This window comes from Serratia oryzae, from assembly GCF_001976145.1.
GTDB classification, from domain to species: domain Bacteria; phylum Pseudomonadota; class Gammaproteobacteria; order Enterobacterales; family Enterobacteriaceae; genus Chania; species Chania oryzae.
Window position 1 is genome coordinate 196,386 of the sequence record NZ_MOXD01000009.1, and the last position, 21,335, is coordinate 217,720.

Annotated in this window: 37 protein-coding genes; all 37 read left to right on the forward strand. The window is 50.2% G+C overall.

Going from position 1 to position 21,335, the window contains the following annotated elements:
• Nucleotides 1-328 precede the first annotated feature (328 nt).
• The gene (gene fkpA / locus BMI79_RS16810; RefSeq protein ID WP_076943268.1) at nucleotides 329-1,207 is read left to right on the forward strand and encodes an FKBP-type peptidyl-prolyl cis-trans isomerase; all 879 of its coding nucleotides are present in this window, start codon (nucleotides 329-331) and stop codon (nucleotides 1,205-1,207) included.
• 330 nt (nucleotides 1,208-1,537) lie between these two features.
• Nucleotides 1,538-2,260: a helix-turn-helix transcriptional regulator gene (locus tag BMI79_RS16815; protein ID WP_076943305.1), complete on the forward strand. Its 723-nt coding sequence runs from the start codon at nucleotides 1,538-1,540 to the stop codon at nucleotides 2,258-2,260.
• A complete protein-coding gene (gene tusD, locus BMI79_RS16820) occupies nucleotides 2,260-2,649 on the forward strand; it encodes a sulfurtransferase complex subunit TusD (protein ID WP_076943269.1) in 390 nt (129 codons plus the stop codon). The genes BMI79_RS16815 and tusD overlap by 1 nt, the downstream gene beginning before the upstream one ends.
• Before the next feature lie 9 nt (nucleotides 2,650-2,658).
• Complete coding sequence (tusC, locus tag BMI79_RS16825) at nucleotides 2,659-3,018, forward strand: sulfurtransferase complex subunit TusC (RefSeq protein ID WP_076943270.1); 360 nt, start codon at nucleotides 2,659-2,661, stop codon at nucleotides 3,016-3,018.
• A gap of 12 nt (nucleotides 3,019-3,030) precedes the next feature.
• Nucleotides 3,031-3,318: a sulfurtransferase complex subunit TusB gene (gene tusB, locus BMI79_RS16830; RefSeq protein WP_076943271.1), complete on the forward strand. Its 288-nt coding sequence runs from the start codon at nucleotides 3,031-3,033 to the stop codon at nucleotides 3,316-3,318.
• Between the two features lie 143 nt (nucleotides 3,319-3,461).
• Nucleotides 3,462-3,836, forward strand: a complete 375-nt coding sequence (gene rpsL, locus BMI79_RS16835; protein ID WP_004930426.1) for a 30S ribosomal protein S12 — start codon at nucleotides 3,462-3,464, stop codon at nucleotides 3,834-3,836.
• A 96-nt stretch (nucleotides 3,837-3,932) separates the two neighbouring features.
• Complete coding sequence (gene rpsG / locus BMI79_RS16840; protein ID WP_021181637.1) at nucleotides 3,933-4,403, forward strand: 30S ribosomal protein S7; 471 nt, start codon at nucleotides 3,933-3,935, stop codon at nucleotides 4,401-4,403.
• Nucleotides 4,404-4,500: 97 nt separating this feature from the next.
• On the forward strand, nucleotides 4,501-6,609 hold the full coding sequence (fusA, locus tag BMI79_RS16845) for an elongation factor G (protein WP_076943272.1): 2,109 nt from the start codon (nucleotides 4,501-4,503) through the stop codon (nucleotides 6,607-6,609).
• 71 nt (nucleotides 6,610-6,680) lie between these two features.
• A complete protein-coding gene (gene tuf, locus BMI79_RS16850) occupies nucleotides 6,681-7,865 on the forward strand; it encodes an elongation factor Tu (RefSeq protein ID WP_076943273.1) in 1,185 nt (394 codons plus the stop codon).
• Nucleotides 7,866-7,997: 132 nt separating this feature from the next.
• Nucleotides 7,998-8,192, forward strand: coding sequence for a bacterioferritin-associated ferredoxin (bfd, locus tag BMI79_RS16855; RefSeq protein ID WP_076943274.1), 195 nt, complete (start codon nucleotides 7,998-8,000; stop codon nucleotides 8,190-8,192).
• Between the two features lie 75 nt (nucleotides 8,193-8,267).
• Entirely contained in the window at nucleotides 8,268-8,747 is a 480-nt protein-coding gene (bfr, locus tag BMI79_RS16860; RefSeq protein WP_076943275.1) for a bacterioferritin, read from the forward strand.
• Nucleotides 8,748-9,113: 366 nt separating this feature from the next.
• Nucleotides 9,114-9,425, forward strand: a complete 312-nt coding sequence (gene rpsJ / locus BMI79_RS16865) for a 30S ribosomal protein S10 (RefSeq protein WP_001181005.1) — start codon at nucleotides 9,114-9,116, stop codon at nucleotides 9,423-9,425.
• A gap of 32 nt (nucleotides 9,426-9,457) precedes the next feature.
• Complete coding sequence (rplC, locus tag BMI79_RS16870) at nucleotides 9,458-10,087, forward strand: 50S ribosomal protein L3 (RefSeq protein WP_076943276.1); 630 nt, start codon at nucleotides 9,458-9,460, stop codon at nucleotides 10,085-10,087.
• 10 nt (nucleotides 10,088-10,097) lie between these two features.
• Complete coding sequence (rplD, locus tag BMI79_RS16875; protein WP_046898648.1) at nucleotides 10,098-10,703, forward strand: 50S ribosomal protein L4; 606 nt, start codon at nucleotides 10,098-10,100, stop codon at nucleotides 10,701-10,703.
• The gene (rplW, locus tag BMI79_RS16880) at nucleotides 10,700-11,002 is read left to right on the forward strand and encodes a 50S ribosomal protein L23 (RefSeq protein ID WP_004951179.1); all 303 of its coding nucleotides are present in this window, start codon (nucleotides 10,700-10,702) and stop codon (nucleotides 11,000-11,002) included. The genes rplD and rplW overlap by 4 nt, the downstream gene beginning before the upstream one ends.
• An 18-nt stretch (nucleotides 11,003-11,020) precedes the next feature.
• Nucleotides 11,021-11,845, forward strand: coding sequence for a 50S ribosomal protein L2 (gene rplB, locus BMI79_RS16885; protein ID WP_024912205.1), 825 nt, complete (start codon nucleotides 11,021-11,023; stop codon nucleotides 11,843-11,845).
• Nucleotides 11,846-11,859: 14 nt separating this feature from the next.
• A complete protein-coding gene (gene rpsS / locus BMI79_RS16890) occupies nucleotides 11,860-12,138 on the forward strand; it encodes a 30S ribosomal protein S19 (protein WP_004929772.1) in 279 nt (92 codons plus the stop codon).
• Between the two features lie 14 nt (nucleotides 12,139-12,152).
• Nucleotides 12,153-12,485, forward strand: a complete 333-nt coding sequence (rplV, locus tag BMI79_RS16895; protein ID WP_002223844.1) for a 50S ribosomal protein L22 — start codon at nucleotides 12,153-12,155, stop codon at nucleotides 12,483-12,485.
• A gap of 17 nt (nucleotides 12,486-12,502) precedes the next feature.
• Nucleotides 12,503-13,201, forward strand: a complete 699-nt coding sequence (gene rpsC, locus BMI79_RS16900; protein ID WP_004956187.1) for a 30S ribosomal protein S3 — start codon at nucleotides 12,503-12,505, stop codon at nucleotides 13,199-13,201.
• Between the two features lie 12 nt (nucleotides 13,202-13,213).
• Entirely contained in the window at nucleotides 13,214-13,624 is a 411-nt protein-coding gene (gene rplP / locus BMI79_RS16905) for a 50S ribosomal protein L16 (RefSeq protein WP_076943277.1), read from the forward strand.
• Nucleotides 13,624-13,815, forward strand: a complete 192-nt coding sequence (gene rpmC, locus BMI79_RS16910) for a 50S ribosomal protein L29 (RefSeq protein ID WP_024912203.1) — start codon at nucleotides 13,624-13,626, stop codon at nucleotides 13,813-13,815. The genes rplP and rpmC overlap by 1 nt, the downstream gene beginning before the upstream one ends.
• Complete coding sequence (gene rpsQ / locus BMI79_RS16915) at nucleotides 13,816-14,070, forward strand: 30S ribosomal protein S17 (protein WP_020837241.1); 255 nt, start codon at nucleotides 13,816-13,818, stop codon at nucleotides 14,068-14,070.
• A gap of 166 nt (nucleotides 14,071-14,236) precedes the next feature.
• Complete coding sequence (gene rplN / locus BMI79_RS16920; RefSeq protein ID WP_000613954.1) at nucleotides 14,237-14,608, forward strand: 50S ribosomal protein L14; 372 nt, start codon at nucleotides 14,237-14,239, stop codon at nucleotides 14,606-14,608.
• Between the two features lie 10 nt (nucleotides 14,609-14,618).
• Nucleotides 14,619-14,933, forward strand: a complete 315-nt coding sequence (gene rplX, locus BMI79_RS16925) for a 50S ribosomal protein L24 (protein WP_037402707.1) — start codon at nucleotides 14,619-14,621, stop codon at nucleotides 14,931-14,933.
• Nucleotides 14,934-14,947: 14 nt separating this feature from the next.
• On the forward strand, nucleotides 14,948-15,487 hold the full coding sequence (rplE, locus tag BMI79_RS16930; protein WP_076943278.1) for a 50S ribosomal protein L5: 540 nt from the start codon (nucleotides 14,948-14,950) through the stop codon (nucleotides 15,485-15,487).
• A gap of 13 nt (nucleotides 15,488-15,500) precedes the next feature.
• Nucleotides 15,501-15,806 (forward strand): 30S ribosomal protein S14, encoded by a 306-nt coding sequence (gene rpsN / locus BMI79_RS16935; protein WP_076943279.1) that lies wholly within the window; start codon nucleotides 15,501-15,503, stop codon nucleotides 15,804-15,806.
• 30 nt (nucleotides 15,807-15,836) lie between these two features.
• Nucleotides 15,837-16,229: a 30S ribosomal protein S8 gene (gene rpsH, locus BMI79_RS16940; protein ID WP_076943280.1), complete on the forward strand. Its 393-nt coding sequence runs from the start codon at nucleotides 15,837-15,839 to the stop codon at nucleotides 16,227-16,229.
• A gap of 14 nt (nucleotides 16,230-16,243) precedes the next feature.
• The gene (gene rplF, locus BMI79_RS16945) at nucleotides 16,244-16,777 is read left to right on the forward strand and encodes a 50S ribosomal protein L6 (RefSeq protein WP_076943281.1); all 534 of its coding nucleotides are present in this window, start codon (nucleotides 16,244-16,246) and stop codon (nucleotides 16,775-16,777) included.
• 9 nt (nucleotides 16,778-16,786) lie between these two features.
• On the forward strand, nucleotides 16,787-17,140 hold the full coding sequence (gene rplR, locus BMI79_RS16950) for a 50S ribosomal protein L18 (RefSeq protein WP_076943282.1): 354 nt from the start codon (nucleotides 16,787-16,789) through the stop codon (nucleotides 17,138-17,140).
• A gap of 14 nt (nucleotides 17,141-17,154) precedes the next feature.
• Nucleotides 17,155-17,655, forward strand: a complete 501-nt coding sequence (gene rpsE / locus BMI79_RS16955) for a 30S ribosomal protein S5 (RefSeq protein WP_004956164.1) — start codon at nucleotides 17,155-17,157, stop codon at nucleotides 17,653-17,655.
• 6 nt (nucleotides 17,656-17,661) lie between these two features.
• Nucleotides 17,662-17,841, forward strand: coding sequence for a 50S ribosomal protein L30 (gene rpmD, locus BMI79_RS16960; RefSeq protein ID WP_004956161.1), 180 nt, complete (start codon nucleotides 17,662-17,664; stop codon nucleotides 17,839-17,841).
• A gap of 3 nt (nucleotides 17,842-17,844) precedes the next feature.
• Nucleotides 17,845-18,279 (forward strand): 50S ribosomal protein L15, encoded by a 435-nt coding sequence (rplO, locus tag BMI79_RS16965; RefSeq protein ID WP_024912197.1) that lies wholly within the window; start codon nucleotides 17,845-17,847, stop codon nucleotides 18,277-18,279.
• 8 nt (nucleotides 18,280-18,287) lie between these two features.
• Complete coding sequence (secY, locus tag BMI79_RS16970) at nucleotides 18,288-19,619, forward strand: preprotein translocase subunit SecY (RefSeq protein ID WP_021182218.1); 1,332 nt, start codon at nucleotides 18,288-18,290, stop codon at nucleotides 19,617-19,619.
• 33 nt (nucleotides 19,620-19,652) lie between these two features.
• Nucleotides 19,653-19,769 carry a 50S ribosomal protein L36 gene (gene rpmJ / locus BMI79_RS16975; protein ID WP_037402687.1) on the forward strand — a complete coding sequence of 39 codons (117 nt, stop codon included), beginning with the start codon at nucleotides 19,653-19,655 and terminating at the stop codon, nucleotides 19,767-19,769.
• 146 nt (nucleotides 19,770-19,915) lie between these two features.
• Nucleotides 19,916-20,272, forward strand: a complete 357-nt coding sequence (gene rpsM, locus BMI79_RS16980; protein ID WP_025123454.1) for a 30S ribosomal protein S13 — start codon at nucleotides 19,916-19,918, stop codon at nucleotides 20,270-20,272.
• A 16-nt stretch (nucleotides 20,273-20,288) separates the two neighbouring features.
• Entirely contained in the window at nucleotides 20,289-20,678 is a 390-nt protein-coding gene (rpsK, locus tag BMI79_RS16985; protein WP_004929731.1) for a 30S ribosomal protein S11, read from the forward strand.
• Nucleotides 20,679-20,711: 33 nt separating this feature from the next.
• Nucleotides 20,712-21,332: a 30S ribosomal protein S4 gene (gene rpsD / locus BMI79_RS16990; protein ID WP_076943283.1), complete on the forward strand. Its 621-nt coding sequence runs from the start codon at nucleotides 20,712-20,714 to the stop codon at nucleotides 21,330-21,332.
• The last annotated feature ends 3 nt before the right edge of the window (nucleotides 21,333-21,335 follow it).

The window sequence follows — 21,335 nt, forward strand, 5'->3', positions numbered from 1 at the left end:
TGGCGCTATGTTAACAGTAGCTGCCCGCTTTGCGCTGCGCTATTTATGAATGCGGTGTCTTTACATCCCATCACATCTCTAGGATGTGTTGATAAAAAGAGCGCTTCAAGTCGTAGATGTGGATAGTCCAGCGTGGCTGCCGTAGAAGAAAGTTCTGAATTATCAGCTAACTAGGCAGAAGTTGGAAACTTATAGGCAAATCTAAGGTCACACTTTGACTCGATTGGTCACCTGTGTGGCTGTTTTGTTTTGTTTCAGGCAGCTATAGTAGCCCGGTTAACTTACTTAATGATCGTTTGGAGCACTGCTTCAAACACTGGAGAAATGGATGAAATCTTTGTTTAAAGTCACGCTTCTGGCAACGACCATGGCTTTCGCTCTGGGTACTACTCAGGTAATGGCTGCTGATGCCGCTAAACCCGCTGATACGGCTGCTGCACCTGCTGCCGAAGCGGCTAAACCTGCAGAAGCACCAAGCACCGGCAAATTCAAGAATGATGATGAGCAGGCTGCGTATGCCCTGGGTGCTTCACTGGGTCGTTACATGGAAAACTCGCTGAAAGAGCAAGAAAAGCTGGGTATCACGCTGGATAAAGAGCAGTTGATCTCTGGCGTTCAGGATGCGTTTGCCAACAAGAGCAAACTGAACGATGGCGATATCGAGAAAACTCTGCAAAGCTTTGAAGCACGTGTGAAAGCTTCTGCTCAGGCGAAGATGGAGCAGGATGCCAAAGAAAACGAAGCCAAAGGGGCTAAATACAGCGAAGCCTTCGCCAAAGAGAAAGGCGTGAAGAAAACTGAGTCTGGCTTGCTGTACCTGGTAGAGAAAGAAGGTACCGGTGAAGCACCAAAAGACAGCGATACTGTCGTGGTGAACTACAAAGGGACTCTGACCGATGGTACTGAGTTTGACAACTCTTACACCCGTGGCGAGCCGCTGTCGTTCCGTCTGGATGGTGTGATTCCAGGTTGGACCGAAGGCCTGAAGCAAATTAAGAAAGGTGGCAAAATCAAGCTGGTTATCCCACCGGCATTGGCCTACGGTAAAACTGGCGTTCCAGGGATCCCTGCCAACTCTACTCTGGTGTTTGACGTTGAGCTGCTGGATGTGAAGCCAGCCGCTAAAGTTGACGAAAAAGCAGCAGATGAAAAAGCAGCTGAAGAGCCAGCAGCAGAAGCTAAACCAGCAGACGCTAAAGCGAAATAAGCCGTTTTCCCCCAACCGCCGCGAAGGTTCTTCGCGGCGGTTGTCATTTCTATCCCAGCGAATAATGCAAAATCCCCTGCAAGTTTACTTTCTCCCCTTACTGATTGCTTGACGCCTGCCGGGCATCGGGCTTAACGTCATTACCACGCGCAAATGCAAGGATGTTGATTTGGCTATTTTGCCAGGTCCAATGTCTGGATTTATGAGTCATGCGCCTGCCCCTAAGGGCGTGTATCTAAAGCTGTTTCTGGCTTCCCGCTGACGGAACTCTGCACGAGCAGTTTTAGCTGCGTCCCCTGGCTCAGGCGATCTATGAGGGTGGTATTTTCGATGTCTAATTCGCTTTTATCCGGCGAAGCCAGTGAACTTGATTTGCTGAATGAGCGTCCGTTTAGCCAGACGGATCATGAAATCCTGAAGTCTTACGAAGCCGTGGTGGACGGCCTGGCGATGTTGATCGGTGCTCATTGTGAAATCGTGCTGCATTCGTTGGAAGACCTGAAGTGTTCGGCAGTACGTATCGCCAATGGTGAGCATACCGGGCGCAAAATCGGTTCGCCCATCACCGACTTGGCGCTGCGTATGCTGCATGACATGGCCGGTGCCGACAGCAGCGTTTCCCAAGCCTATTTCACCCGTGCCAAAAGCGGCGTGCTGATGAAATCAGTGACTATCGCCATTCGTAATCGCGAGCAACGTGTGATCGGCCTATTGTGTATCAACATGAACCTTGATGTGCCGTTCTCGCAGGTGATACAGACATTTATGCCGCCAGAAACTCAGGAAGTGGCCTCTTCGGTCAACTTCGCGTCTTCCGTGGACGATCTGGTTGCCCAAACGCTGGAATTCACTATCGAAGAGGTGAACGTCGATCGCAACGTGTCCAATAACGCCAAAAATCGCCAGATAGTGCTTAACCTCTACGAAAAAGGCATTTTTGATATCAAGGATGCGATTAACCAGGTGGCCGAGCGTCTGAATATCTCCAAACATACCGTGTATCTGTATATCCGCCAGTTTAAAAGCGGCGATCTGTTGGGAAGTGAGCGTTGATGCTGAATTACTGCCTGCTGGTCACCGGCCCGGCGTATGGCACCCAGCAGGCCAGCAGTGCCTGGCAGTTTGCTCAGGCGTTGCTGGCGGCCGGGCATAACCTCTCTAGCGTGTTTTTTTACCGCGAAGGTGTTTTGAATGCCAATCAACTGACCTCTCCGGCGAGCGACGAGTTCGATTTGGTGCGTGCCTGGGTTGGGTTATCCAGGCAACACGGCATTGAGCTGAATATCTGCGTCGCTGCGGCTCTGCGGCGCGGTATTACCGATGAGCAGGAAGCCGCACAGCTTGGGCTGAGTTCGGCTAATTTGCAGGAGGGGTTCACCCTCAGTGGTTTGGGATCGCTGGCGCAAGCAGCGCTGAGTTGCGATCGCCTGGTGCAGTTTTAAGAGAGCAAGATGAAACGAGTGGCGTTTGTTTTTACCCATGGGCCGCATGGCAGTTCTGCCGGTAGAGAGGGGCTGGATGCGCTGCTTGCAACTTCGGCGTTGAGCGAAGATATCGGCGTATTCTTTATCGGCGATGGGGTGTTGCAGCTGCTTCCAGGCCAGCAGCCGGAAAAGATTCTGGCGCGTAATTACATCGCCACCTTCGGTGTGTTGCCATTGTATGACGTCGAGAACTGTTATCTCTGCGAGGCGTCTCTGCAGGAGCGCGGTTTGCAACAGACCACTGACTGGGTGCTGGCGGCAGAGGTTTTGCCAGCGGATAGGCTGCGCCAGCAGTTGGCCGCTTATGATGTGGTGATGACTTTCTAGTAGGATATTTTCATGCTGTATACCCTGAGCCATTCACCGAGTTATTGCGATTTGCCCACCTTGTTACGGCTCACCACGCAGGATGACGCCCTATTGCTGCTGCAGGACGGCGTGTTGGCGGGCCTTATGGGCAGCACTCACCTTGATCTGCTGCTCAATGCCTCCATATCTCTGTATGCGTTGCAGGCCGATGTGGAGGCTAGAGGATTGATTGGTCATATTTCGCACGATATTACGCTCATCGACTATACTCACTTCGTTGAATTAACCGAAAAGCACCCTAGCCAAATGGCGTGGTAATCGACGGGATGTTGTATATTTCTTGACACCTCTACTGGTCAGCCATAAAATTCTGCGTCCTCGTACTTTGCCAGTAGTGCATACGAGGGGTTTTATCACATGTTTACGAAGCAAGAAACGAAGCAAAAACCAGGAGCTTTTTAATGGCAACAATTAATCAGCTGGTTCGCAAACCACGCTCTGTGAAGGCTGCTAAAAGCAACGTTCCAGCGCTGGAAGCCTGCCCGCAGAAACGTGGTGTATGTACCCGCGTATATACTACCACCCCGAAAAAACCAAACTCCGCACTGCGTAAAGTTTGCCGTGTGCGTTTGACTAACGGTTTCGAAGTGACTTCCTACATCGGTGGTGAAGGCCACAACCTGCAGGAACACTCCGTGATCCTGATCCGTGGCGGTCGTGTAAAAGACCTGCCAGGTGTGCGTTATCACACCGTTCGCGGCGCACTTGACTGCTCCGGTGTTAAAGACCGTAAGCAAGCTCGTTCCAAGTACGGCGTGAAGAAGCCAAAGGCTTAATGGTTCTTCGTTAAGTAAGGCCAAACATTTTCACTTTAATGTCAAAATAAACTCGTAGAGTTTTGGACAATCCTGAATTTACAACGGAGTATTTCCATGCCACGTCGTCGCGTTATTGGTCAACGTAAAATCCTGCCAGATCCTAAGTTCGGATCCGAGCTGTTGGCCAAATTTGTTAATATCCTGATGGTAGATGGTAAAAAATCTACTGCAGAAGCAATCGTCTATACCGCGCTGGAAACCCTGGCCCAGCGTTCTGGTAAAGGTCACCTGGAAGCTTTCGAAGTCGCTCTCGACAACGTTCGCCCGACTGTAGAAGTTAAGTCGCGTCGCGTTGGCGGTTCTACTTACCAGGTACCAGTTGAAGTTCGTCCGGTTCGTCGTAATGCCCTGGCAATGCGTTGGATCGTTGATGCTGCTCGTAAACGTGGTGATAAATCCATGGCTCTGCGCCTGGCGAACGAACTGTCTGACGCAGCAGAGAACAAAGGTTCTGCTGTTAAGAAGCGTGAAGACGTTCACCGTATGGCAGAAGCCAACAAGGCGTTCGCCCACTACCGCTGGTAATCACCACGCTGTAGTTATGCTAACCAAGCGGGCGCGTCAAGTCGCTAACCCGCTTGGATTAACCGAACTTGAACGCCTAAGGCAATAGAGGAATCAAATGGCTCGTACAACACCCATTGCGCGCTACCGTAATATCGGTATCAGTGCTCACATCGACGCCGGTAAGACCACCACTACCGAACGTATTCTGTTCTATACCGGTGTAAACCATAAGATTGGTGAAACGCACGAAGGCACCGCGACCATGGACTGGATGGAGCAGGAACAGGAACGTGGTATCACTATCACCTCCGCTGCGACCACCGCTTTCTGGTCTGGTATGGCCAAGCAGTTTGAACCGCACCGTATCAACATCATCGATACCCCGGGGCACGTTGACTTCACCATCGAAGTAGAACGTTCCATGCGTGTCCTTGATGGTGCAGTAATGGTTTACTGTGCGGTTGGTGGTGTTCAGCCGCAGTCTGAAACCGTATGGCGTCAGGCAAACAAATACAAAGTTCCACGCATCGCGTTCGTTAACAAAATGGACCGTATGGGTGCTAACTTCCTGAAAGTTGTTGGCCAGCTTAAATCTCGTCTGGCAGCGAACCCAGTTCCATTGCAACTGGCGATCGGCGCAGAAGAGAAATTCACCGGTGTTGTTGACCTGGTGAAAATGAAAGCCATCAACTGGAGCGATGCTGACCAGGGCGTGTCCTTCGAATACGAAGAGATCCCGGCGGACATGCAGGAACTGGCTGAAGAATGGCACCAGAATCTGGTTGAGTCTGCTGCTGAAGCTTCAGAAGAGCTGATGGATAAGTACCTGGGTGGCGAAGAGCTGACCGAGGAAGAAATCAAGAAAGCTCTGCGTCAGCGCGTGCTGAACAACGAAGTTATCCTAGTTACCTGTGGTTCTGCGTTTAAAAACAAAGGCGTACAGGCAATGCTGGATGCAGTTGTCGAATATCTGCCTGCGCCAACTGACGTTGAATCCATCAACGGTATTCTGGACGACGGTAAAGATACGCCTGCAGTGCGTCATTCTGACGACAAAGAGCCGTTCTCGGCGCTGGCGTTTAAGATCGCTACCGACCCATTCGTGGGTAACCTGACGTTCTTCCGTGTTTACTCCGGTGTGGTTAACTCCGGTGATACCGTACTGAACTCAGTAAAAGCGCAGCGTGAACGTCTGGGCCGTATTGTTCAGATGCATGCTAACAAGCGTGAAGAGATCAAAGAAGTTCGTGCTGGTGACATCGCTGCGGCTATCGGTCTGAAAGACGTAACCACCGGTGACACTCTGTGTGATCCAGCTAGCCCGATCATTCTGGAGCGTATGGAGTTCCCAGATCCGGTAATTTCGGTTGCTGTTGAGCCGAAAACCAAAGCTGACCAAGAAAAAATGGGTCTTGCTCTGGGCCGTCTGGCGAAGGAAGATCCATCCTTCCGCGTGTGGACTGACGAAGAGTCAGGTCAAACCATCATCGCAGGTATGGGTGAACTGCACCTGGATGTACTGGTTGACCGTATGCGTCGTGAATTTAACGTTGAAGCGAACGTCGGTAAGCCGCAGGTTGCTTATCGTGAAACGATTCGTGACACCGTTACTGACATCGAAGGTAAGCATGCTAAGCAGTCTGGTGGTCGCGGTCAGTATGGTCACGTAGTGATCGATATGATGCCATTGCCTCCAGGCGGCGCTGGTTATGAATTTGTCAACGACATCGTGGGTGGTACGATTCCGAAGGAATTCATCCCGGCTGTTGATAAAGGCATCCAGGAGCAGTTGAAAGCTGGTCCTCTGGCTGGTTATCCGGTTGTTGACATCAAGGTGCGTCTGCACTTCGGTTCTTACCACGATGTTGACTCCTCTGAATTGGCGTTTAAATTGGCCGCTTCTATCGCGTTTAAAGACGCGTTTAAGAAAGCCAAGCCAGTTCTGCTTGAGCCAGTGATGAAGGTTGAAGTCGAAACCCCTGAAGATTACATGGGTGACGTTATTGGTGACCTGAACCGTCGTCGCGGTATGATCGAAGGCATGGATGATACTGCCACCGGTAAAACCGTTCGCGCTCAGGTTCCACTGTCTGAAATGTTTGGTTATGCTACTGACCTGCGTTCTCAGACCCAGGGCCGTGCTTCATACTCCATGGAGTTCTTGAAGTATGCTGAAGCGCCGAACAACGTCGCTCAGGCCGTTATCGAAGCCCGTGGTAAATAAGCTGCCGGGTTTAAAACATTGATCCAGTGCTCTCTCCATGAGGGGGGAGCATAAGAGTAAGGAATATAGCCGTGTCTAAAGAAAAATTTGAACGTTCCAAACCGCACGTTAACGTTGGTACTATCGGCCACGTTGACCATGGTAAAACTACCCTGACTGCTGCAATCACTACCGTACTGGCTAAAACCTACGGCGGTAACGCACGTGCTTTCGATCAGATCGATAATGCGCCAGAAGAAAAAGCTCGTGGTATCACCATCAACACTTCTCACGTTGAATATGACACCCCGACTCGTCACTACGCGCACGTTGACTGCCCTGGGCACGCCGACTACGTGAAAAACATGATCACCGGTGCTGCTCAGATGGACGGCGCGATCCTGGTAGTTGCTGCGACTGATGGCCCAATGCCACAGACCCGTGAGCACATCCTGCTGGGTCGTCAGGTTGGCGTTCCTTACATCATCGTGTTCATGAACAAGTGTGACATGGTTGATGATGAAGAGCTGCTGGAACTGGTAGAAATGGAAGTGCGTGAACTTCTGTCTGCTTATGACTTCCCTGGTGATGATCTGCCAGTGGTTCGTGGTTCAGCTCTGCAGGCGCTGAATGGTGTGCCAGAGTGGGAAGAGAAGATCATCGAGCTGGCTGGCCATCTGGATACTTACATCCCAGAACCAGAGCGTGCGATTGACAAGCCATTCCTGCTGCCAATCGAAGACGTTTTCTCCATCTCCGGTCGTGGTACCGTTGTTACCGGTCGTGTAGAGCGCGGTATCATCAAAGTTGGTGAAGAAGTTGAAATCGTTGGTATCAAAGACACCGTTAAGTCTACCTGTACCGGCGTTGAAATGTTCCGCAAACTGCTGGACGAAGGCCGTGCGGGTGAGAACGTAGGTGTTCTGCTGCGTGGTATCAAGCGTGAAGATATCGAGCGTGGTCAGGTTCTGGCTAAACCAGGTTCTATCAAACCACACACCAAATTTGACTCAGAAGTGTATATCCTGAGCAAAGAAGAAGGTGGCCGTCATACGCCATTCTTCAAAGGCTACCGTCCACAGTTCTACTTCCGTACAACTGACGTGACCGGTACCATCGAACTGCCAGAAGGCGTAGAGATGGTAATGCCAGGCGATAACGTGAACATGGTTGTAACCCTGATTCACCCAATCGCGATGGACGACGGTCTGCGTTTCGCAATCCGTGAAGGCGGCCGTACTGTAGGTGCGGGCGTGGTTGCTAAAGTTCTTGCTTAATAGCAAGTAACTTATAAGCACGAAAAGAGGGCACTTATGTGCCCTTTTTTTATACAATTTATTTAAATGTTAATTGAAATAAAAACAATTCCTATTTAGACTTGCTGTATTGGTTAAGAAGTGGGTCTTTCTATGTATGTATGTCTGTGTAATGCCGTGACTGATAAAGCAATCCGCAAGGCGGTTCGTCAGCACAACCCCCATACCATGAAGCAGTTGCGTGACTTGGTGCCGCTTGGCACTGACTGTGGGAAGTGCATTCGTCAGGCAAGGCAAATTATGGTGGAGGAACGCGCGAGCATCATCCATATGCATAAAGTCGCCTAATAAAAGGTATGGTTATTTTTTTGACTCTTGTTCAGCAGGTTCTACACTTCTAGAACTGCCCAGGAGGACATACTTATGAAAGGTGATAAAAAACTTCTTGCTCATCTCAACAAACTGCTCGGTAACGAGTTGGTTGCCATCAATCAATACTTCCTGCATGCGCGAATGTTCAAAAACTGGGGGTTGATGCGCCTCAATGATAAGGAATATCACGAGTCCATCGATGAGATGAAACATGCCGATCGTTATATCGAGCGTATTTTGTTCCTTGAGGGGATACCTAACCTGCAGGATCTCGGTAAGCTGAATATTGGTGAAGATATCGAAGAGATGCTGAGGTCCGATTTGGCGCTTGAGTTGGATGGTGCTAAAAATCTGCGGGAAGCTATCGCTTATGCCGACTCGATCCATGATTATGTCAGCCGCGATCTGATGAGGGATGTGCTGGCCGATGAGGAAGGGCACATCGACTGGCTGGAAACTGAGCTGAGTCTGATCGAACGTCTCGGCATTCAAAACTATGCCCAAGCACAAATACTCGAGCGTAAAGACTGATTTTCACGGTTTTTTATAGCCCCTCGCCTGATTCGTGATTTAAGAGCAGTAGGTTAGGGGGCTATTATCAATGATTGCCACTTCCTCTGTTTTACCTCAAAGCGTCACTGCAAACCAAAATCGCCGCAATCCTGCGCATATTTCCATCCGTGACTTGCTTCCTGGCCCGTTTTGCGTATAATGCGCGGGCTTACCTAATCAAGGTAAGCCTGATTTTAGCGAATCAGTCGATAGGCAAGCTCGTTTTGCCCTTCGAACAATACTCCCGATATGGGGGTTATATGTTGACGATTACACTCCCCCATCAATCGAAATGGGTGTGAGGAGTAATTATTTACGTTTATAAATAATTGGAGCTCTGGTCTCATGCAGAACCAAAGAATCCGTATCCGCCTGAAAGCGTTTGATCATCGTCTGATCGATCAATCAACTGCGGAAATCGTCGAGACTGCCAAGCGCACTGGTGCGCAAGTCCGTGGTCCGATCCCGCTGCCAACTCGCAAAGAGCGCTTTACCGTTCTGATCTCTCCGCACGTCAACAAAGATGCGCGTGATCAGTACGAGATTCGCACTCACAAGCGTCTGGTTGACATCGTTGAGCCAACCGAGAAAACCGTTGATGCTCTGATGCGTCTGGATCTGGCTGCCGGTGTAGACGTGCAGATCAGCCTGGGTTAATCAGGTCATTGAGCGATTGAGAGGTTGAAACAATGATTGGTTTAGTCGGTAAAAAAGTGGGCATGACGCGTATCTTCACTGAAGATGGCGTTTCTATCCCAGTAACCGTAATTGAAATTGAAGCGAACCGCGTGACTCAGGTTAAAGACCTGGCGACCGACGGGTACCGTGCCATTCAGGTCACTACCGGTAGCAAAAAAGCTAACCGTGTGACCAAACCGGAAGCGGGCCATTTCGCTAAAGCTGGCGTTGAAGCTGGCCGTGGTCTGTGGGAATTCCGCCTTGAAGAAGGCCAAGAGTTCGCTGCAGGTCAGGAAATTAGCGTTGAGATTTTCTCTGACGTTAAAAAAGTCGACGTTACCGGTACTTCTAAAGGTAAAGGTTTTGCTGGCACTGTAAAGCGCTGGAACTTCCGTACCCAAGACGCTACCCACGGTAACTCCTTGTCTCACCGCGTTCCGGGTTCTATCGGTCAGAACCAGACTCCGGGCAAAGTGTTCAAAGGCAAGAAAATGGCTGGCCACCTGGGTGACGAGCGTGTAACCGTTCAAAGCCTGGACGTAGTACGTGTTGACGCTGAGCGCAACCTGCTGCTGGTTAAGGGTGCTGTACCGGGCGCTACCGGTGGCAACCTGATCGTTAAACCAGCTGTGAAGGCGTAAGGGGATAGCAATGGAATTAGTATTGAAAGACGCGCAAAGCGCGCTGACTGTTTCCGAAACTACCTTCGGTCGTGATTTCAACGAAGCGCTGGTACACCAGGTTGTTGTTGCTTATGCAGCAGGTGCCCGTCAAGGTACTCGTGCTCAGAAGACCCGTGCTGAAGTAACTGGTTCCGGTAAGAAACCGTGGCGTCAGAAAGGTACTGGCCGTGCGCGTTCAGGTTCTATAAAGAGCCCGATCTGGCGTTCCGGTGGTGTAACCTTCGCTGCCAAGCCACAGGACCACAGTCAGAAAGTAAACAAAAAGATGTACCGCGGCGCGCTGAAAAGCATCCTGTCCGAACTGGTACGTCAAGATCGTCTGATCGTTGTCGAGAAGTTCTCTGTAGAAGCGCCTAAAACCAAGCTGCTGGCACAGAAACTGAAAGATATGGCTCTGGAAGATGTGCTGATCGTGACCGGTGAACTGGATGAGAATCTGTTCCTGGCTGCGCGTAACCTGTACAAGGTTGACGTGCGCGATGTAGCAGGTATCGACCCAGTTAGCCTAATCGCCTTCGACAAAGTGGTTATGACTGCTGATGCTGTGAAGCAAGTTGAGGAGATGCTGGCATGATCCGTGAAGAACGTTTGCTGAAAGTGCTGCGTGCACCGCACGTATCTGAAAAAGCATCCGCAGCGATGGAAAAAAGTAACACCATCGTTCTCAAAGTTGCCAAAGACGCGACCAAAGCAGAAATCAAAGCTGCAGTGCAGAAACTGTTTGAAGTCGAAGTCGAAGACGTAAACACCCTGGTAGTTAAAGGGAAAGTGAAGCGTCACGGTCAGCGTGTTGGTCGTCGTAGCGACTGGAAAAAAGCTTACGTCACCCTGAAAGAAGGCCAGAATCTGGACTTCATCGGCGGCGCAGAGTAAGTCGGAGGAGTAAGAACAATGGCAATTGTTAAATGTAAACCTACATCTCCGGGTCGTCGCCATGTTGTTAAAGTGGTTAACCCTGAGCTGCACAAGGGTAAACCTTACGCCCCGTTGCTTGAGAAATTGAGCAAAAGCGGTGGTCGTAACAACAATGGTCGTATCACCACCCGTCATATCGGTGGTGGCCACAAGCAACACTATCGTCTGGTTGATTTCAAACGCAACAAAGATGGTATCCCTGCTGTGGTTGAGCGTCTGGAGTACGATCCGAACCGTTCCGCGAACATCGCGCTGGTTCTGTACAAAGACGGCGAACGCCGTTACATCCTGGCGCCGAAAGGCCTGAAAGCTGGTGACCAGATCCAATCTGGTGTTGATGCTGCAATCAAAGCGGGTAACACCCTGCCGATGCGCAACATTCCAGTCGGTTCAACGGTTCATAACGTAGAAATGAAACCAGGTAAAGGCGGCCAGCTGGCTCGTTCTGCCGGTGCTTACGTTCAGATCGTTGCACGTGATGGTTCCTACGTAACTCTGCGTCTGCGCTCTGGCGAAATGCGTAAAGTTCCAGTTGATTGCCGCGCCACCCTGGGTGAAGTCGGTAACGCTGAACATATGCTTCGCGTTCTGGGTAAAGCAGGTGCTGCACGTTGGCGTGGTGTTCGTCCTACCGTTCGCGGTACGGCGATGAACCCAGTCGATCACCCGCACGGTGGTGGTGAAGGTCGTAACTTTGGTAAGCACCCGGTAACTCCGTGGGGCGTTCAGACCAAAGGTAAGAAGACCCGTAGCAACAAGCGTACTGACAAGTTCATCGTACGTCGCCGTAGTAAAAAATAATTAGAGGATAAGCCATGCCACGTTCTCTCAAGAAAGGTCCTTTTATTGACCTGCACTTGCTGAAGAAGGTAGAGAAAGCGGTGGAAAGCGGTGACAAGAAGCCTTTGCGCACTTGGTCCCGTCGTTCAACGATCTTTCCTAACATGATCGGTTTGACCATCGCTGTCCATAATGGTCGTCAGCACGTACCAGTGTTCGTTTCCGATGAAATGGTCGGTCACAAACTGGGTGAATTCGCGCCGACTCGTACTTATCGCGGCCATGCGGCTGATAAAAAAGCTAAAAAGCGCTAAGGTAGGAGGAAGAGATGGAAACTATCGCTAAACATCGCCACGCTCGTTCTTCTGCTCAGAAGGTTCGCCTTGTTGCAGACCTGATCCGCGGTAAGAAAGTGTCGCAAGCTCTGGAAACCCTGACCTACACCAACAAGAAAGCTGCTGGTCTGGTTAAGAAAGTGCTGGAGTCTGCCATTGCTAACGCAGAACACAACGATGGCGCTGACATCGATGATCTGAAAGTCACGAAAATTTTCGTCGACGAAGGCCCAAGCATGAAGCGCATTATGCCGCGTGCAAAAGGTCGTGCAGATCGCATCCTGAAGCGCACCAGCCACATTACTGTGGTTGTGTCCGATCGCTGAGACTCTGGAGACTAGCAATGGGTCAGAAAGTACATCCTAATGGTATTCGCCTGGGTATTGTCAAACCTTGGAACTCTACTTGGTATGCGAATACCAAAGAATTCGCTGACAACCTGGACAGCGACTTTAAAGTTCGTCAATTCTTGACTAAAGAACTGGCGAAAGCTTCCGTTTCGCGCATCGTTATCGAGCGTCCTGCGAAGAGCATCCGTGTGACTATTCACACCGCTCGTCCAGGCATCGTTATCGGCAAGAAAGGTGAAGATGTCGAAAAACTGCGTAAGGTCGTAGCGGATATCGCTGGCGTTCCTGCACAGATTAACATCGCCGAAGTCCGTAAACCGGAACTGGACGCTAAATTGGTTGCTGACAGCATCACTTCACAGCTGGAACGTCGCGTTATGTTCCGTCGTGCTATGAAGCGTGCTGTACAGAACGCAATGCGTCTTGGCGCTAAAGGTATCAAAGTTGAAGTAAGCGGCCGTCTTGGCGGTGCTGAAATCGCGCGTACCGAATGGTACCGTGAAGGTCGTGTTCCGTTGCACACACTGCGTGCGGATATCGATTACAACACATCTGAAGCGCACACCACTTATGGTGTAATCGGCGTTAAGGTATGGATCTTCAAAGGTGAGATCCTGGGTGGTATGGCTGCAGTTGAACAACCGGAACCGGCTGCTCAACCTAAAAAGCAGCAGCGTAAAGGCCGCAAGTAAGGAGAGTCGCTGATGTTACAACCAAAGCGTACAAAATTCCGTAAGGTGCACAAGGGCCGCAACCGTGGTCTGGCGCAAGGTACGGATGTTAGCTTCGGCACTTTCGGTCTGAAAGCTGTTGGCCGTGGCCGTCTGACTGCTCGTCAAATCGAAGCAGCTCGTCGTGCAATGACTCGTGCAGTTAAGCGTCAAGGTAAGATCTGGATCCGTGTATTCCCGGACAAACCGATCACCGAGAAGCCGCTTGAAGTGCGTATGGGTAAAGGTAAGGGTAACGTGGAGTATTGGGTTGCCCTGATCCAACCAGGTAAAGTCCTGTACGAAATGGACGGTGTGCCGGAAGAAATCGCCCGCGAAGCGTTCAAGCTGGCAGCAGCGAAACTGCCGATCAAAACCACCTTTGTAACTAAGACGGTGATGTAATGAAAGCACAAGAGCTGCGTCAAAAAAGTGTTGAAGAGCTGAACACTGAGCTGCTCAACCTGCTGCGTGAGCAATTTAACTTACGCATGCAGGCGGCGAGTGGCCAACTGCAACAAACTCACCTGTTGAAGCAAGTGCGTCGTAATGTCGCACGTGTTAAGACTTTACTGACTGAAAAGGCGGGTGCGTAAATGACTGATATTATCCGTACTCTGCAAGGTCGTGTTGTTAGTGACAAAATGGAGAAATCCATGGTTGTTGCTATCGAACGTACGGTGAAACACCCAATTTACGGGAAGTTCATCAAGCGTACGACTAAGCTGCATGTACATGACGAGAACAACGAATGTGGCATCGGCGACGTGGTAGAAATCCGCGAATGCCGTCCACTGTCCAAGACTAAGTCCTGGACGTTGGTTCGCGTTGTAGAGAAAGCGATTCTGTAATAGAGTAGCTGGCTCTAACCTAATAAACGGCTCAGAAAGTGGGCCGTTTATTTTTTCTACCCATACTTTGGATGCGGTGTTATAATGCTGCGCCCTCAGTTATGGGGCTTTTCAACGACCTATTAATGGGTCCTAAAGTTGTAGTTGACATTAGCGGAGCACTAACATGATCCAAGAACAGACTATGCTGAACGTGGCCGACAACTCCGGTGCACGTCGCGTAATGTGTATCAAGGTTCTAGGTGGCTCGCACCGTCGCTACGCAGGCGTCGGCGACATCATCAAAATTACCATCAAGGAAGCAATTCCTCGTGGTAAGGTGAAGAAAGGCGATGTGCTGAAGGCGGTAGTGGTGCGCACCAAGAAGGGTGTACGTCGCCCGGACGGTTCTGTCATTCGCTTCGATGGTAATGCATGCGTTATTTTAAACAATAACAGCGAGCAGCCTATCGGTACGCGTATTTTTGGGCCGGTAACTCGTGAACTGCGTAATGAGAAGTTCATGAAAATTATCTCTCTGGCACCAGAAGTACTCTAAGGAGCGAACCATGGCAGCGAAAATCCGTCGTGATGACGAAGTTATCGTGATTACCGGTAAAGACAAAGGTAAACGCGGTAAAGTAAAAAGTGTCCTGTCTGCGAGTAAGGTCATTGTTGAAGGGATCAACCTGGTTAAGAAACATCAGAAGCCTGTTCCGGCTCTGAACCAACCAGGTGGCATTGTTGAAAAAGAAGCGGCTATTCAGGTTTCTAACATTGCTCTCTTCAACGCGGCTACTGGTAAGGCTGACCGTGTAGGCTTTAGATTCGAAGACGGCAAAAAAGTCCGTTTCTTCAAATCAAATAGCGAAACTATCAAGTAATTTGGAGTATGACGATGGCGAAACTGCATGATTACTACAAAGACGAGGTAGTCAAACAACTGATGTCTCAGTTTGATTACAACTCTGTCATGCAAGTCCCTCGGGTCGAGAAGATCACCCTGAATATGGGTGTTGGTGAAGCGATCGCTGACAAGAAACTGCTGGACAATGCAGCAGCTGATTTGGCGGCAATCTCCGGTCAAAAGCCGTTTATCACCAAAGCACGCAAATCTGTTGCAGGCTTCAAAATCCGCCAGGGCTATCCGATCGGCTGTAAAGTAACTCTGCGTGGCGAACGCATGTGGGAGTTCTTTGAGCGTCTGATTACCATTGCTGTTCCACGTATCCGTGACTTCCGTGGCTTGTCTGCTAAGTCATTCGATGGCCGTGGAAACTACAGCATGGGTGTGCGTGAGCAAATCATCTTCCCAGAAATCGACTATGACAAAGTCGATCGCGTTCGTGGTTTGGATATTACCATTACCACTACTGCGAAATCTGATGATGAAGGCCGTGCGCTGTTGGCTGCTTTCAAATTCCCATTCCGCAAGTAAGGCAGGGTTACTGATGGCTAAACAATCAATGAAAGCACGCGAAGTCGTTCGCGTGAAACTGGCTAACAAGTACCGCGCTAAGCGCGAGGAATTGAAAGCTATCATTTCTGGTGTGAACTCTTCCGACGAAGATCGTTGGGATGCTGTTCTCAAGCTGCAAAGTCTGCCGCGTGATTCCAGCCCGTCTCGTCAGCGTAAGCGCTGCCGCCAAACTGGCCGTCCACATGGTTATGTGGGCAAATTCGGGTTGAGCCGTATCAAGCTACGTGAAGCCGCTATGCGCGGTGAAGTACCAGGCCTGAAGAAAGCTAGCTGGTAATTACCAATTGAATCACGGGAGTAAAGACAGATGAGCATGCAAGATCCGATCGCGGATATGCTGACCCGTATCCGTAACGGTCAAGCCGCGAACAAAGTTGCGGTCACCATGCCTTCCTCCAAGCTGAAAGTGGCAATTGCCAAAGTGCTGAAGGAAGAAGGTTTTATTGAAGATTTCAAAGTCGAAGGCGATACCAAGCCTGTTCTGGAACTCGTACTGAAGTACTTCCAGGGCGCGGCAGTGGTAGAAAGCATTCAGCGTATCAGTCGTCCAGGTCTGCGCATCTATAAGAAAAAAGATGAGCTGCCAAAAGTTATGGCCGGTTTGGGTATCGCTGTTATTTCTACCTCTAAAGGTGTTATGACCGATCGTGCAGCTCGCCAGGCTGGTCTTGGTGGCGAGATTATCTGCTACGTAGCTTAATTCGGGAGGAAAGAATGTCTCGTGTTGCAAAAGCACCCGTCGTCATTCCTGCCGGCGTAGAGGTAAAACTCAACGGTCAGGTTATTTCGATTAAGGGTAAAAACGGCGAGCTGACTCGTACAGTCCACGACGCCGTTATCGTTACGCATGAAGCTAATGCACTGACTTTCGCTCCGCGCGAAGGTTTTGCCAACGCATGGGCCCAAGCGGGTACTACGCGTGCTCTGCTGAACGCAATGGTTGTCGGTGTTACCGAGGGCTTCACCAAGAAGCTTCAATTGGTAGGCGTTGGTTATCGTGCTGCTGTTAAAGGCAATGTGGTGAATTTAGCCCTCGGCTTCTCTCACCCAATCGATCACCAGCTGCCAGCAGGTATTACTGCTGAATGCCCAAGCCAAACTGAAATCGTGCTGAAAGGTACTGATAAGCAAGTTATTGGCCAGGTTGCTGCAGATCTGCGTGCCTACCGCCGTCCTGAGCCTTACAAAGGCAAGGGTGTCCGTTACGCCGACGAAGTCGTGCGTACCAAAGAGGCTAAGAAGAAGTAAGGTAACACTATGGATAAGAAATCTGCTCGTATCCGTCGTGCGACCCGCGCACGCCGTAAGATCAAAGAACTGGGAGCAACTCGCCTGGTGGTACATCGTACCCCGCGTCACATTTACGCACAGGTAATTGCTCCAAATGGTTCTGAAGTACTGGTAGCCGCTTCTACTTTAGAAAAAGCTATTACTGAGCAATTGAAGTATTCCGGTAACAAAGATGCAGCAGCAGCCGTAGGTAAAGCTCTGGCTGAGCGCGCATTGGAAAAAGGGATTGCGAAAGTATCCTTTGACCGTTCCGGTTTCCAATATCATGGTCGAGTCCAGGCACTGGCAGATGCTGCCCGTGAAGCTGGCCTTCAGTTCTAAGGAAGAGGTTTAAGATGGCTCACATCGAAAAACAAGCTGGCGAACTGCAGGAAAAGCTGATCGCGGTAAACCGCGTATCTAAAACCGTAAAAGGTGGCCGTATTTTCAGCTTTACCGCACTGACAGTAGTTGGTGATGGTAACGGTCGCGTTGGTTTTGGCTACGGCAAAGCACGCGAAGTTCCGGCAGCGATCCAGAAAGCGATGGAAAAAGCCCGTCGCAACATGATGAATGTCGCGCTGAACAGCGGCACCCTGCAGCACCCTGTTAAAGGTGCTCATACGGGTTCCCGTGTGTTCATGCAGCCGGCTTCCGAAGGTACCGGTATTATTGCCGGCGGTGCAATGCGCGCCGTTTTGGAAGTCGCTGGGGTGCACAACGTATTGGCTAAAGCTTATGGTTCCACCAACCCGATTAACGTGGTTCGTGCAACTATCGATGCTTTGGCAAATATGAAGTCCCCTGAAATGGTCGCTGCCAAGCGTGGTAAATCCGTTGCAGACATTCTGGGGTAATTGACCATGGCTAAGACTATCAAAGTAACACAAGTTCGCAGCTCCATTGGCCGTCTGCCGAAGCATAAAGCTACACTGCTCGGTCTGGGTCTGCGTCGTATTGGTCACACCGTAGAGCGCGAGGATACTCCTGCTGTACGCGGTATGATCAACCTGGTTTCCTACATGGTTAAAGTTGAGGAGTAACAGATGCGTTTAAATACTCTGTCTCCGGCTGAAGGTGCCAAGCATGCGCCGAAGCGTGTAGGTCGTGGTATTGGTTCTGGCCTGGGTAAAACCGGCGGCCGTGGTCACAAAGGTCAGAAGTCTCGTTCTGGCGGTGGCGTACGTCGTGGTTTTGAAGGTGGTCAGATGCCTTTATATCGTCGTTTGCCGAAATTCGGCTTCACCTCTCGCAAAGCTATGATCACGGCAGAAGTTCGTCTGTCTGAACTGGCTCTGATTGAAGGCGACGTAATCGACCTGAACACGCTGAAAGCCGCTAACGTTGTTGGTACCCAGATCGAATTCGCGAAAGTTATGCTTTCTGGCGAAATCGCTCGTCCGGTTACCCTGCGTGGTCTGCGTGTCACCAAAGGCGCTCGTGCTGCTATCGAAGCTGCTGGCGGTAAAATTGAGGAATAAGTGAGCTAATGGCTAAGCAACCAGGATTAGATTTTCAAAGTGCTAAAGGCGGGCTCGGCGAGCTGAAGCGCAGACTTTTGTTTGTTATCGGCGCGCTGATTGTTTTCCGCATCGGCTCTTTTATTCCGATTCCTGGTATCGATGCCACTGTGCTTGCCAAATTGCTTGAGCAGCAGAGAGGCACCATCATTGAAATGTTTAACATGTTCTCTGGTGGCGCTCTCAGCCGTGCTTCTATCTTTGCACTGGGGATCATGCCGTATATTTCGGCGTCGATCATTATCCAGTTGCTGACGGTGGTTCATCCAGCGTTAGCAGAGATCAAGAAAGAAGGGGAGGCTGGCCGTCGCAAGATTAGTCAGTACACCCGCTACGGTACGCTGGTATTGGCCATATTCCAGTCGATCGGTATTGCTACCGGTTTACCGAATATGCCTGGTATGCAGGGCCTGGTGTTAAACCCAGGCTTTGCATTCTACTTTACTGCGGTTGTGAGTCTGGTTACTGGGACAATGTTCCTGATGTGGCTGGGTGAACAAATTACTGAGCGTGGTATCGGTAACGGTATTTCGATCATTATTTTCGCGGGTATTGTGGCGGGTTTACCGCCGGCAGTGGGCCATACTATTGAGCAAGCTCGGCAAGGCGACCTGCACTTCCTCCTGTTGCTGTTGGTTGCAGTATTAGTGTTTGCAGTAACCTTCTTCGTTGTTTTCATCGAACGTGGTCAACGTCGTATCGTCGTTAACTATGCGAAACGTCAACAAGGTCGTCGAGTTTACGCAGCACAGAGCACACACTTACCACTGAAAGTGAATATGGCCGGTGTAATACCTGCAATCTTCGCTTCCAGTATTATTCTGTTCCCTGCCACGATTGCATCATGGTTTGGGGGCGGTACCGGTTGGAACTGGCTGACAACGATTTCGCTGTATTTGCAGCCTGGACAACCGCTTTATGTGTTACTCTATGCGTCTGCAATCATCTTCTTCTGTTTCTTCTACACGGCGTTGGTTTTCAACCCGCGTGAAACAGCAGATAACCTGAAGAAGTCCGGTGCCTTCGTACCAGGAATTCGTCCGGGAGAGCAAACGGCGAAGTATATCGATAAAGTAATGACGCGTTTAACCCTGGTGGGCGCGATGTACATTACTTTCATCTGCCTGATCCCGGAGTTCATGCGTGATGCAATGAAAGTACCATTCTACTTTGGTGGTACCTCGCTACTGATCGTGGTTGTCGTCATCATGGACTTTATGGCTCAAGTGCAAACTCTGATGATGTCAAGTCAGTACGAGTCTGCATTGAAGAAAGCAAACCTGAAAGGCTATAACCGCTAATCAGGTGCGTTTGAGAAGTTACGGAGAGTAAAAATGAAAGTTCGTGCTTCCGTCAAGAAATTATGTCGTAACTGCAAAATCGTTAAGCGTGACGGTGTCGTTCGTGTGATTTGCAGTGCCGAGCCGAAGCATAAACAGCGTCAAGGCTGATTATCTCGCATATTTTTCTTGCAAAGTTGGGTTGAGCTGGCTAGATTAGCCAGCCAATCTTTTGTATGTAGCTGCAACATTATTTGAGTATCCTGAAAACGGGCTTTTCAGAATGGTGTTGCCGTAAAAATAAGTAGGAGTGCATAGTGGCCCGTATAGCAGGCATTAACATTCCTGATCATAAACATACCGTTATCGCGTTAACGTCGATCTTCGGAATCGGCAAGACTCGTTCACAGTCCATCTGTGCTGCTACGGGTATTGCTGAAAATGTTAAGATCAGTGAGCTGTCTGAAGAGCAAATTGAACAATTGCGTGAAGCAGTTGCCAAATTCACTGTTGAAGGTGATTTGCGTCGTGAAGTTACCCTGAGCATCAAGCGTCTGATGGATCTTGGTACATACCGTGGTTTACGCCATCGTCGTGGTCTGCCAGTGCGCGGTCAGCGTACCAAGACCAACGCACGTACCCGTAAGGGTCCGCGTAAACCGATCAAGAAATAATCGGGGTGATTGAATAATGGCAAAGGCACCTGTTCGTACACGTAAGCGTGTAAGAAAACAAGTCTCTGACGGCGTGGCTCATATCCATGCTTCTTTCAACAACACCATTGTAACTATTACCGATCGTCAGGGTAATGCTTTGGGTTGGGCAACTGCCGGTGGTTCCGGTTTCCGTGGTTCTCGTAAGTCAACTCCGTTTGCAGCTCAGGTTGCAGCAGAACGTTGTGCTGACGCAGTAAAAGAATACGGTATCAAGAACCTGGAAGTTATGGTTAAAGGACCTGGTCCTGGTCGTGAGTCTACTATCCGCGCTCTGAACGCGGCTGGTTTCCGCATCACTAATATTACTGATGTGACTCCGATCCCTCATAACGGTTGTCGTCCGCCGAAAAAGCGTCGCGTGTAACGCCCCTGCTTTTCGGATTGTTGGAGAAAGAAAATGGCAAGATATTTGGGTCCTAAGCTCAAGCTTAGCCGCCGCGAGGGCACAGACCTGTTCCTGAAGTCTGGCGTTCGCGCGATCGATTCAAAGTGCAAAATTGAGCAACCGCCTGGTCAACACGGTGCGCGTAAACCGCGTCTGTCTGACTATGGTGTACAGTTACGTGAGAAGCAAAAAGTTCGCCGTATGTACGGTGTTCTGGAGCGCCAGTTCCGTAACTATTACAAAGAAGCAGCACGTCTGAAAGGCAACACCGGTGCAAACCTGTTGCAACTGCTGGAAGGCCGTCTGGACAACGTAGTTTATCGTATGGGCTTTGGTGCCACTCGTGCAGAAGCACGTCAGCTGGTTAGCCATAAAGCAGTTATGGTAAATGGTCGCGTTGTTAACATCGCTTCTTATCAGGTATCTCCGAATGACGTAGTCAGCATCCGCGAGAAAGCTAAAAAGCAGTCTCGTGTTAAGGCTTCTCTGGAGCTGGCTGAGCAGCGTGAAAAGCCGACTTGGCTGGAAGTTGATGCTGCGAAGATGGAAGGTGTGTTCAAACGTATTCCTGAACGTACCGATCTGTCCGCCGACATTAACGAACACCTGATCGTCGAGCTTTACTCCAAGTAAAGC

Bases quoted from the DNA above. Each gene is read 5' to 3' on its own strand.
- fkpA (WP_076943268.1), top strand. From the start codon at position 329: ATGAAATCTTTGTTTAAAGTCACGCTTCTGGCAACGACCATGGCTTTC.
- BMI79_RS16815 (WP_076943305.1), top strand. From the start codon at position 1,538: ATGTCTAATTCGCTTTTATCCGGCGAAGCCAGTGAACTTGATTTGCTG.
- tusD (WP_076943269.1), top strand. From the start codon at position 2,260: ATGCTGAATTACTGCCTGCTGGTCACCGGCCCGGCGTATGGCACCCAG.
- tusC (WP_076943270.1), top strand. From the start codon at position 2,659: ATGAAACGAGTGGCGTTTGTTTTTACCCATGGGCCGCATGGCAGTTCT.
- tusB (WP_076943271.1), top strand. From the start codon at position 3,031: ATGCTGTATACCCTGAGCCATTCACCGAGTTATTGCGATTTGCCCACC.
- rpsL (WP_004930426.1), top strand. From the start codon at position 3,462: ATGGCAACAATTAATCAGCTGGTTCGCAAACCACGCTCTGTGAAGGCT.
- rpsG (WP_021181637.1), top strand. From the start codon at position 3,933: ATGCCACGTCGTCGCGTTATTGGTCAACGTAAAATCCTGCCAGATCCT.
- fusA (WP_076943272.1), top strand. From the start codon at position 4,501: ATGGCTCGTACAACACCCATTGCGCGCTACCGTAATATCGGTATCAGT.
- bfd (WP_076943274.1), top strand. From the start codon at position 7,998: ATGTATGTATGTCTGTGTAATGCCGTGACTGATAAAGCAATCCGCAAG.
- bfr (WP_076943275.1), top strand. From the start codon at position 8,268: ATGAAAGGTGATAAAAAACTTCTTGCTCATCTCAACAAACTGCTCGGT.
- rpsJ (WP_001181005.1), top strand. From the start codon at position 9,114: ATGCAGAACCAAAGAATCCGTATCCGCCTGAAAGCGTTTGATCATCGT.
- rplC (WP_076943276.1), top strand. From the start codon at position 9,458: ATGATTGGTTTAGTCGGTAAAAAAGTGGGCATGACGCGTATCTTCACT.
- rplD (WP_046898648.1), top strand. From the start codon at position 10,098: ATGGAATTAGTATTGAAAGACGCGCAAAGCGCGCTGACTGTTTCCGAA.
- rplW (WP_004951179.1), top strand. From the start codon at position 10,700: ATGATCCGTGAAGAACGTTTGCTGAAAGTGCTGCGTGCACCGCACGTA.
- rplB (WP_024912205.1), top strand. From the start codon at position 11,021: ATGGCAATTGTTAAATGTAAACCTACATCTCCGGGTCGTCGCCATGTT.
- rpsS (WP_004929772.1), top strand. From the start codon at position 11,860: ATGCCACGTTCTCTCAAGAAAGGTCCTTTTATTGACCTGCACTTGCTG.
- rplV (WP_002223844.1), top strand. From the start codon at position 12,153: ATGGAAACTATCGCTAAACATCGCCACGCTCGTTCTTCTGCTCAGAAG.
- rpsC (WP_004956187.1), top strand. From the start codon at position 12,503: ATGGGTCAGAAAGTACATCCTAATGGTATTCGCCTGGGTATTGTCAAA.
- rplP (WP_076943277.1), top strand. From the start codon at position 13,214: ATGTTACAACCAAAGCGTACAAAATTCCGTAAGGTGCACAAGGGCCGC.
- rpmC (WP_024912203.1), top strand. From the start codon at position 13,624: ATGAAAGCACAAGAGCTGCGTCAAAAAAGTGTTGAAGAGCTGAACACT.
- rpsQ (WP_020837241.1), top strand. From the start codon at position 13,816: ATGACTGATATTATCCGTACTCTGCAAGGTCGTGTTGTTAGTGACAAA.
- rplN (WP_000613954.1), top strand. From the start codon at position 14,237: ATGATCCAAGAACAGACTATGCTGAACGTGGCCGACAACTCCGGTGCA.
- rplX (WP_037402707.1), top strand. From the start codon at position 14,619: ATGGCAGCGAAAATCCGTCGTGATGACGAAGTTATCGTGATTACCGGT.
- rplE (WP_076943278.1), top strand. From the start codon at position 14,948: ATGGCGAAACTGCATGATTACTACAAAGACGAGGTAGTCAAACAACTG.
- rpsN (WP_076943279.1), top strand. From the start codon at position 15,501: ATGGCTAAACAATCAATGAAAGCACGCGAAGTCGTTCGCGTGAAACTG.
- rpsH (WP_076943280.1), top strand. From the start codon at position 15,837: ATGAGCATGCAAGATCCGATCGCGGATATGCTGACCCGTATCCGTAAC.
- rplF (WP_076943281.1), top strand. From the start codon at position 16,244: ATGTCTCGTGTTGCAAAAGCACCCGTCGTCATTCCTGCCGGCGTAGAG.
- rplR (WP_076943282.1), top strand. From the start codon at position 16,787: ATGGATAAGAAATCTGCTCGTATCCGTCGTGCGACCCGCGCACGCCGT.
- rpsE (WP_004956164.1), top strand. From the start codon at position 17,155: ATGGCTCACATCGAAAAACAAGCTGGCGAACTGCAGGAAAAGCTGATC.
- rpmD (WP_004956161.1), top strand. From the start codon at position 17,662: ATGGCTAAGACTATCAAAGTAACACAAGTTCGCAGCTCCATTGGCCGT.
- rplO (WP_024912197.1), top strand. From the start codon at position 17,845: ATGCGTTTAAATACTCTGTCTCCGGCTGAAGGTGCCAAGCATGCGCCG.
- secY (WP_021182218.1), top strand. From the start codon at position 18,288: ATGGCTAAGCAACCAGGATTAGATTTTCAAAGTGCTAAAGGCGGGCTC.
- rpmJ (WP_037402687.1), top strand. From the start codon at position 19,653: ATGAAAGTTCGTGCTTCCGTCAAGAAATTATGTCGTAACTGCAAAATC.
- rpsK (WP_004929731.1), top strand. From the start codon at position 20,289: ATGGCAAAGGCACCTGTTCGTACACGTAAGCGTGTAAGAAAACAAGTC.
- rpsD (WP_076943283.1), top strand. From the start codon at position 20,712: ATGGCAAGATATTTGGGTCCTAAGCTCAAGCTTAGCCGCCGCGAGGGC.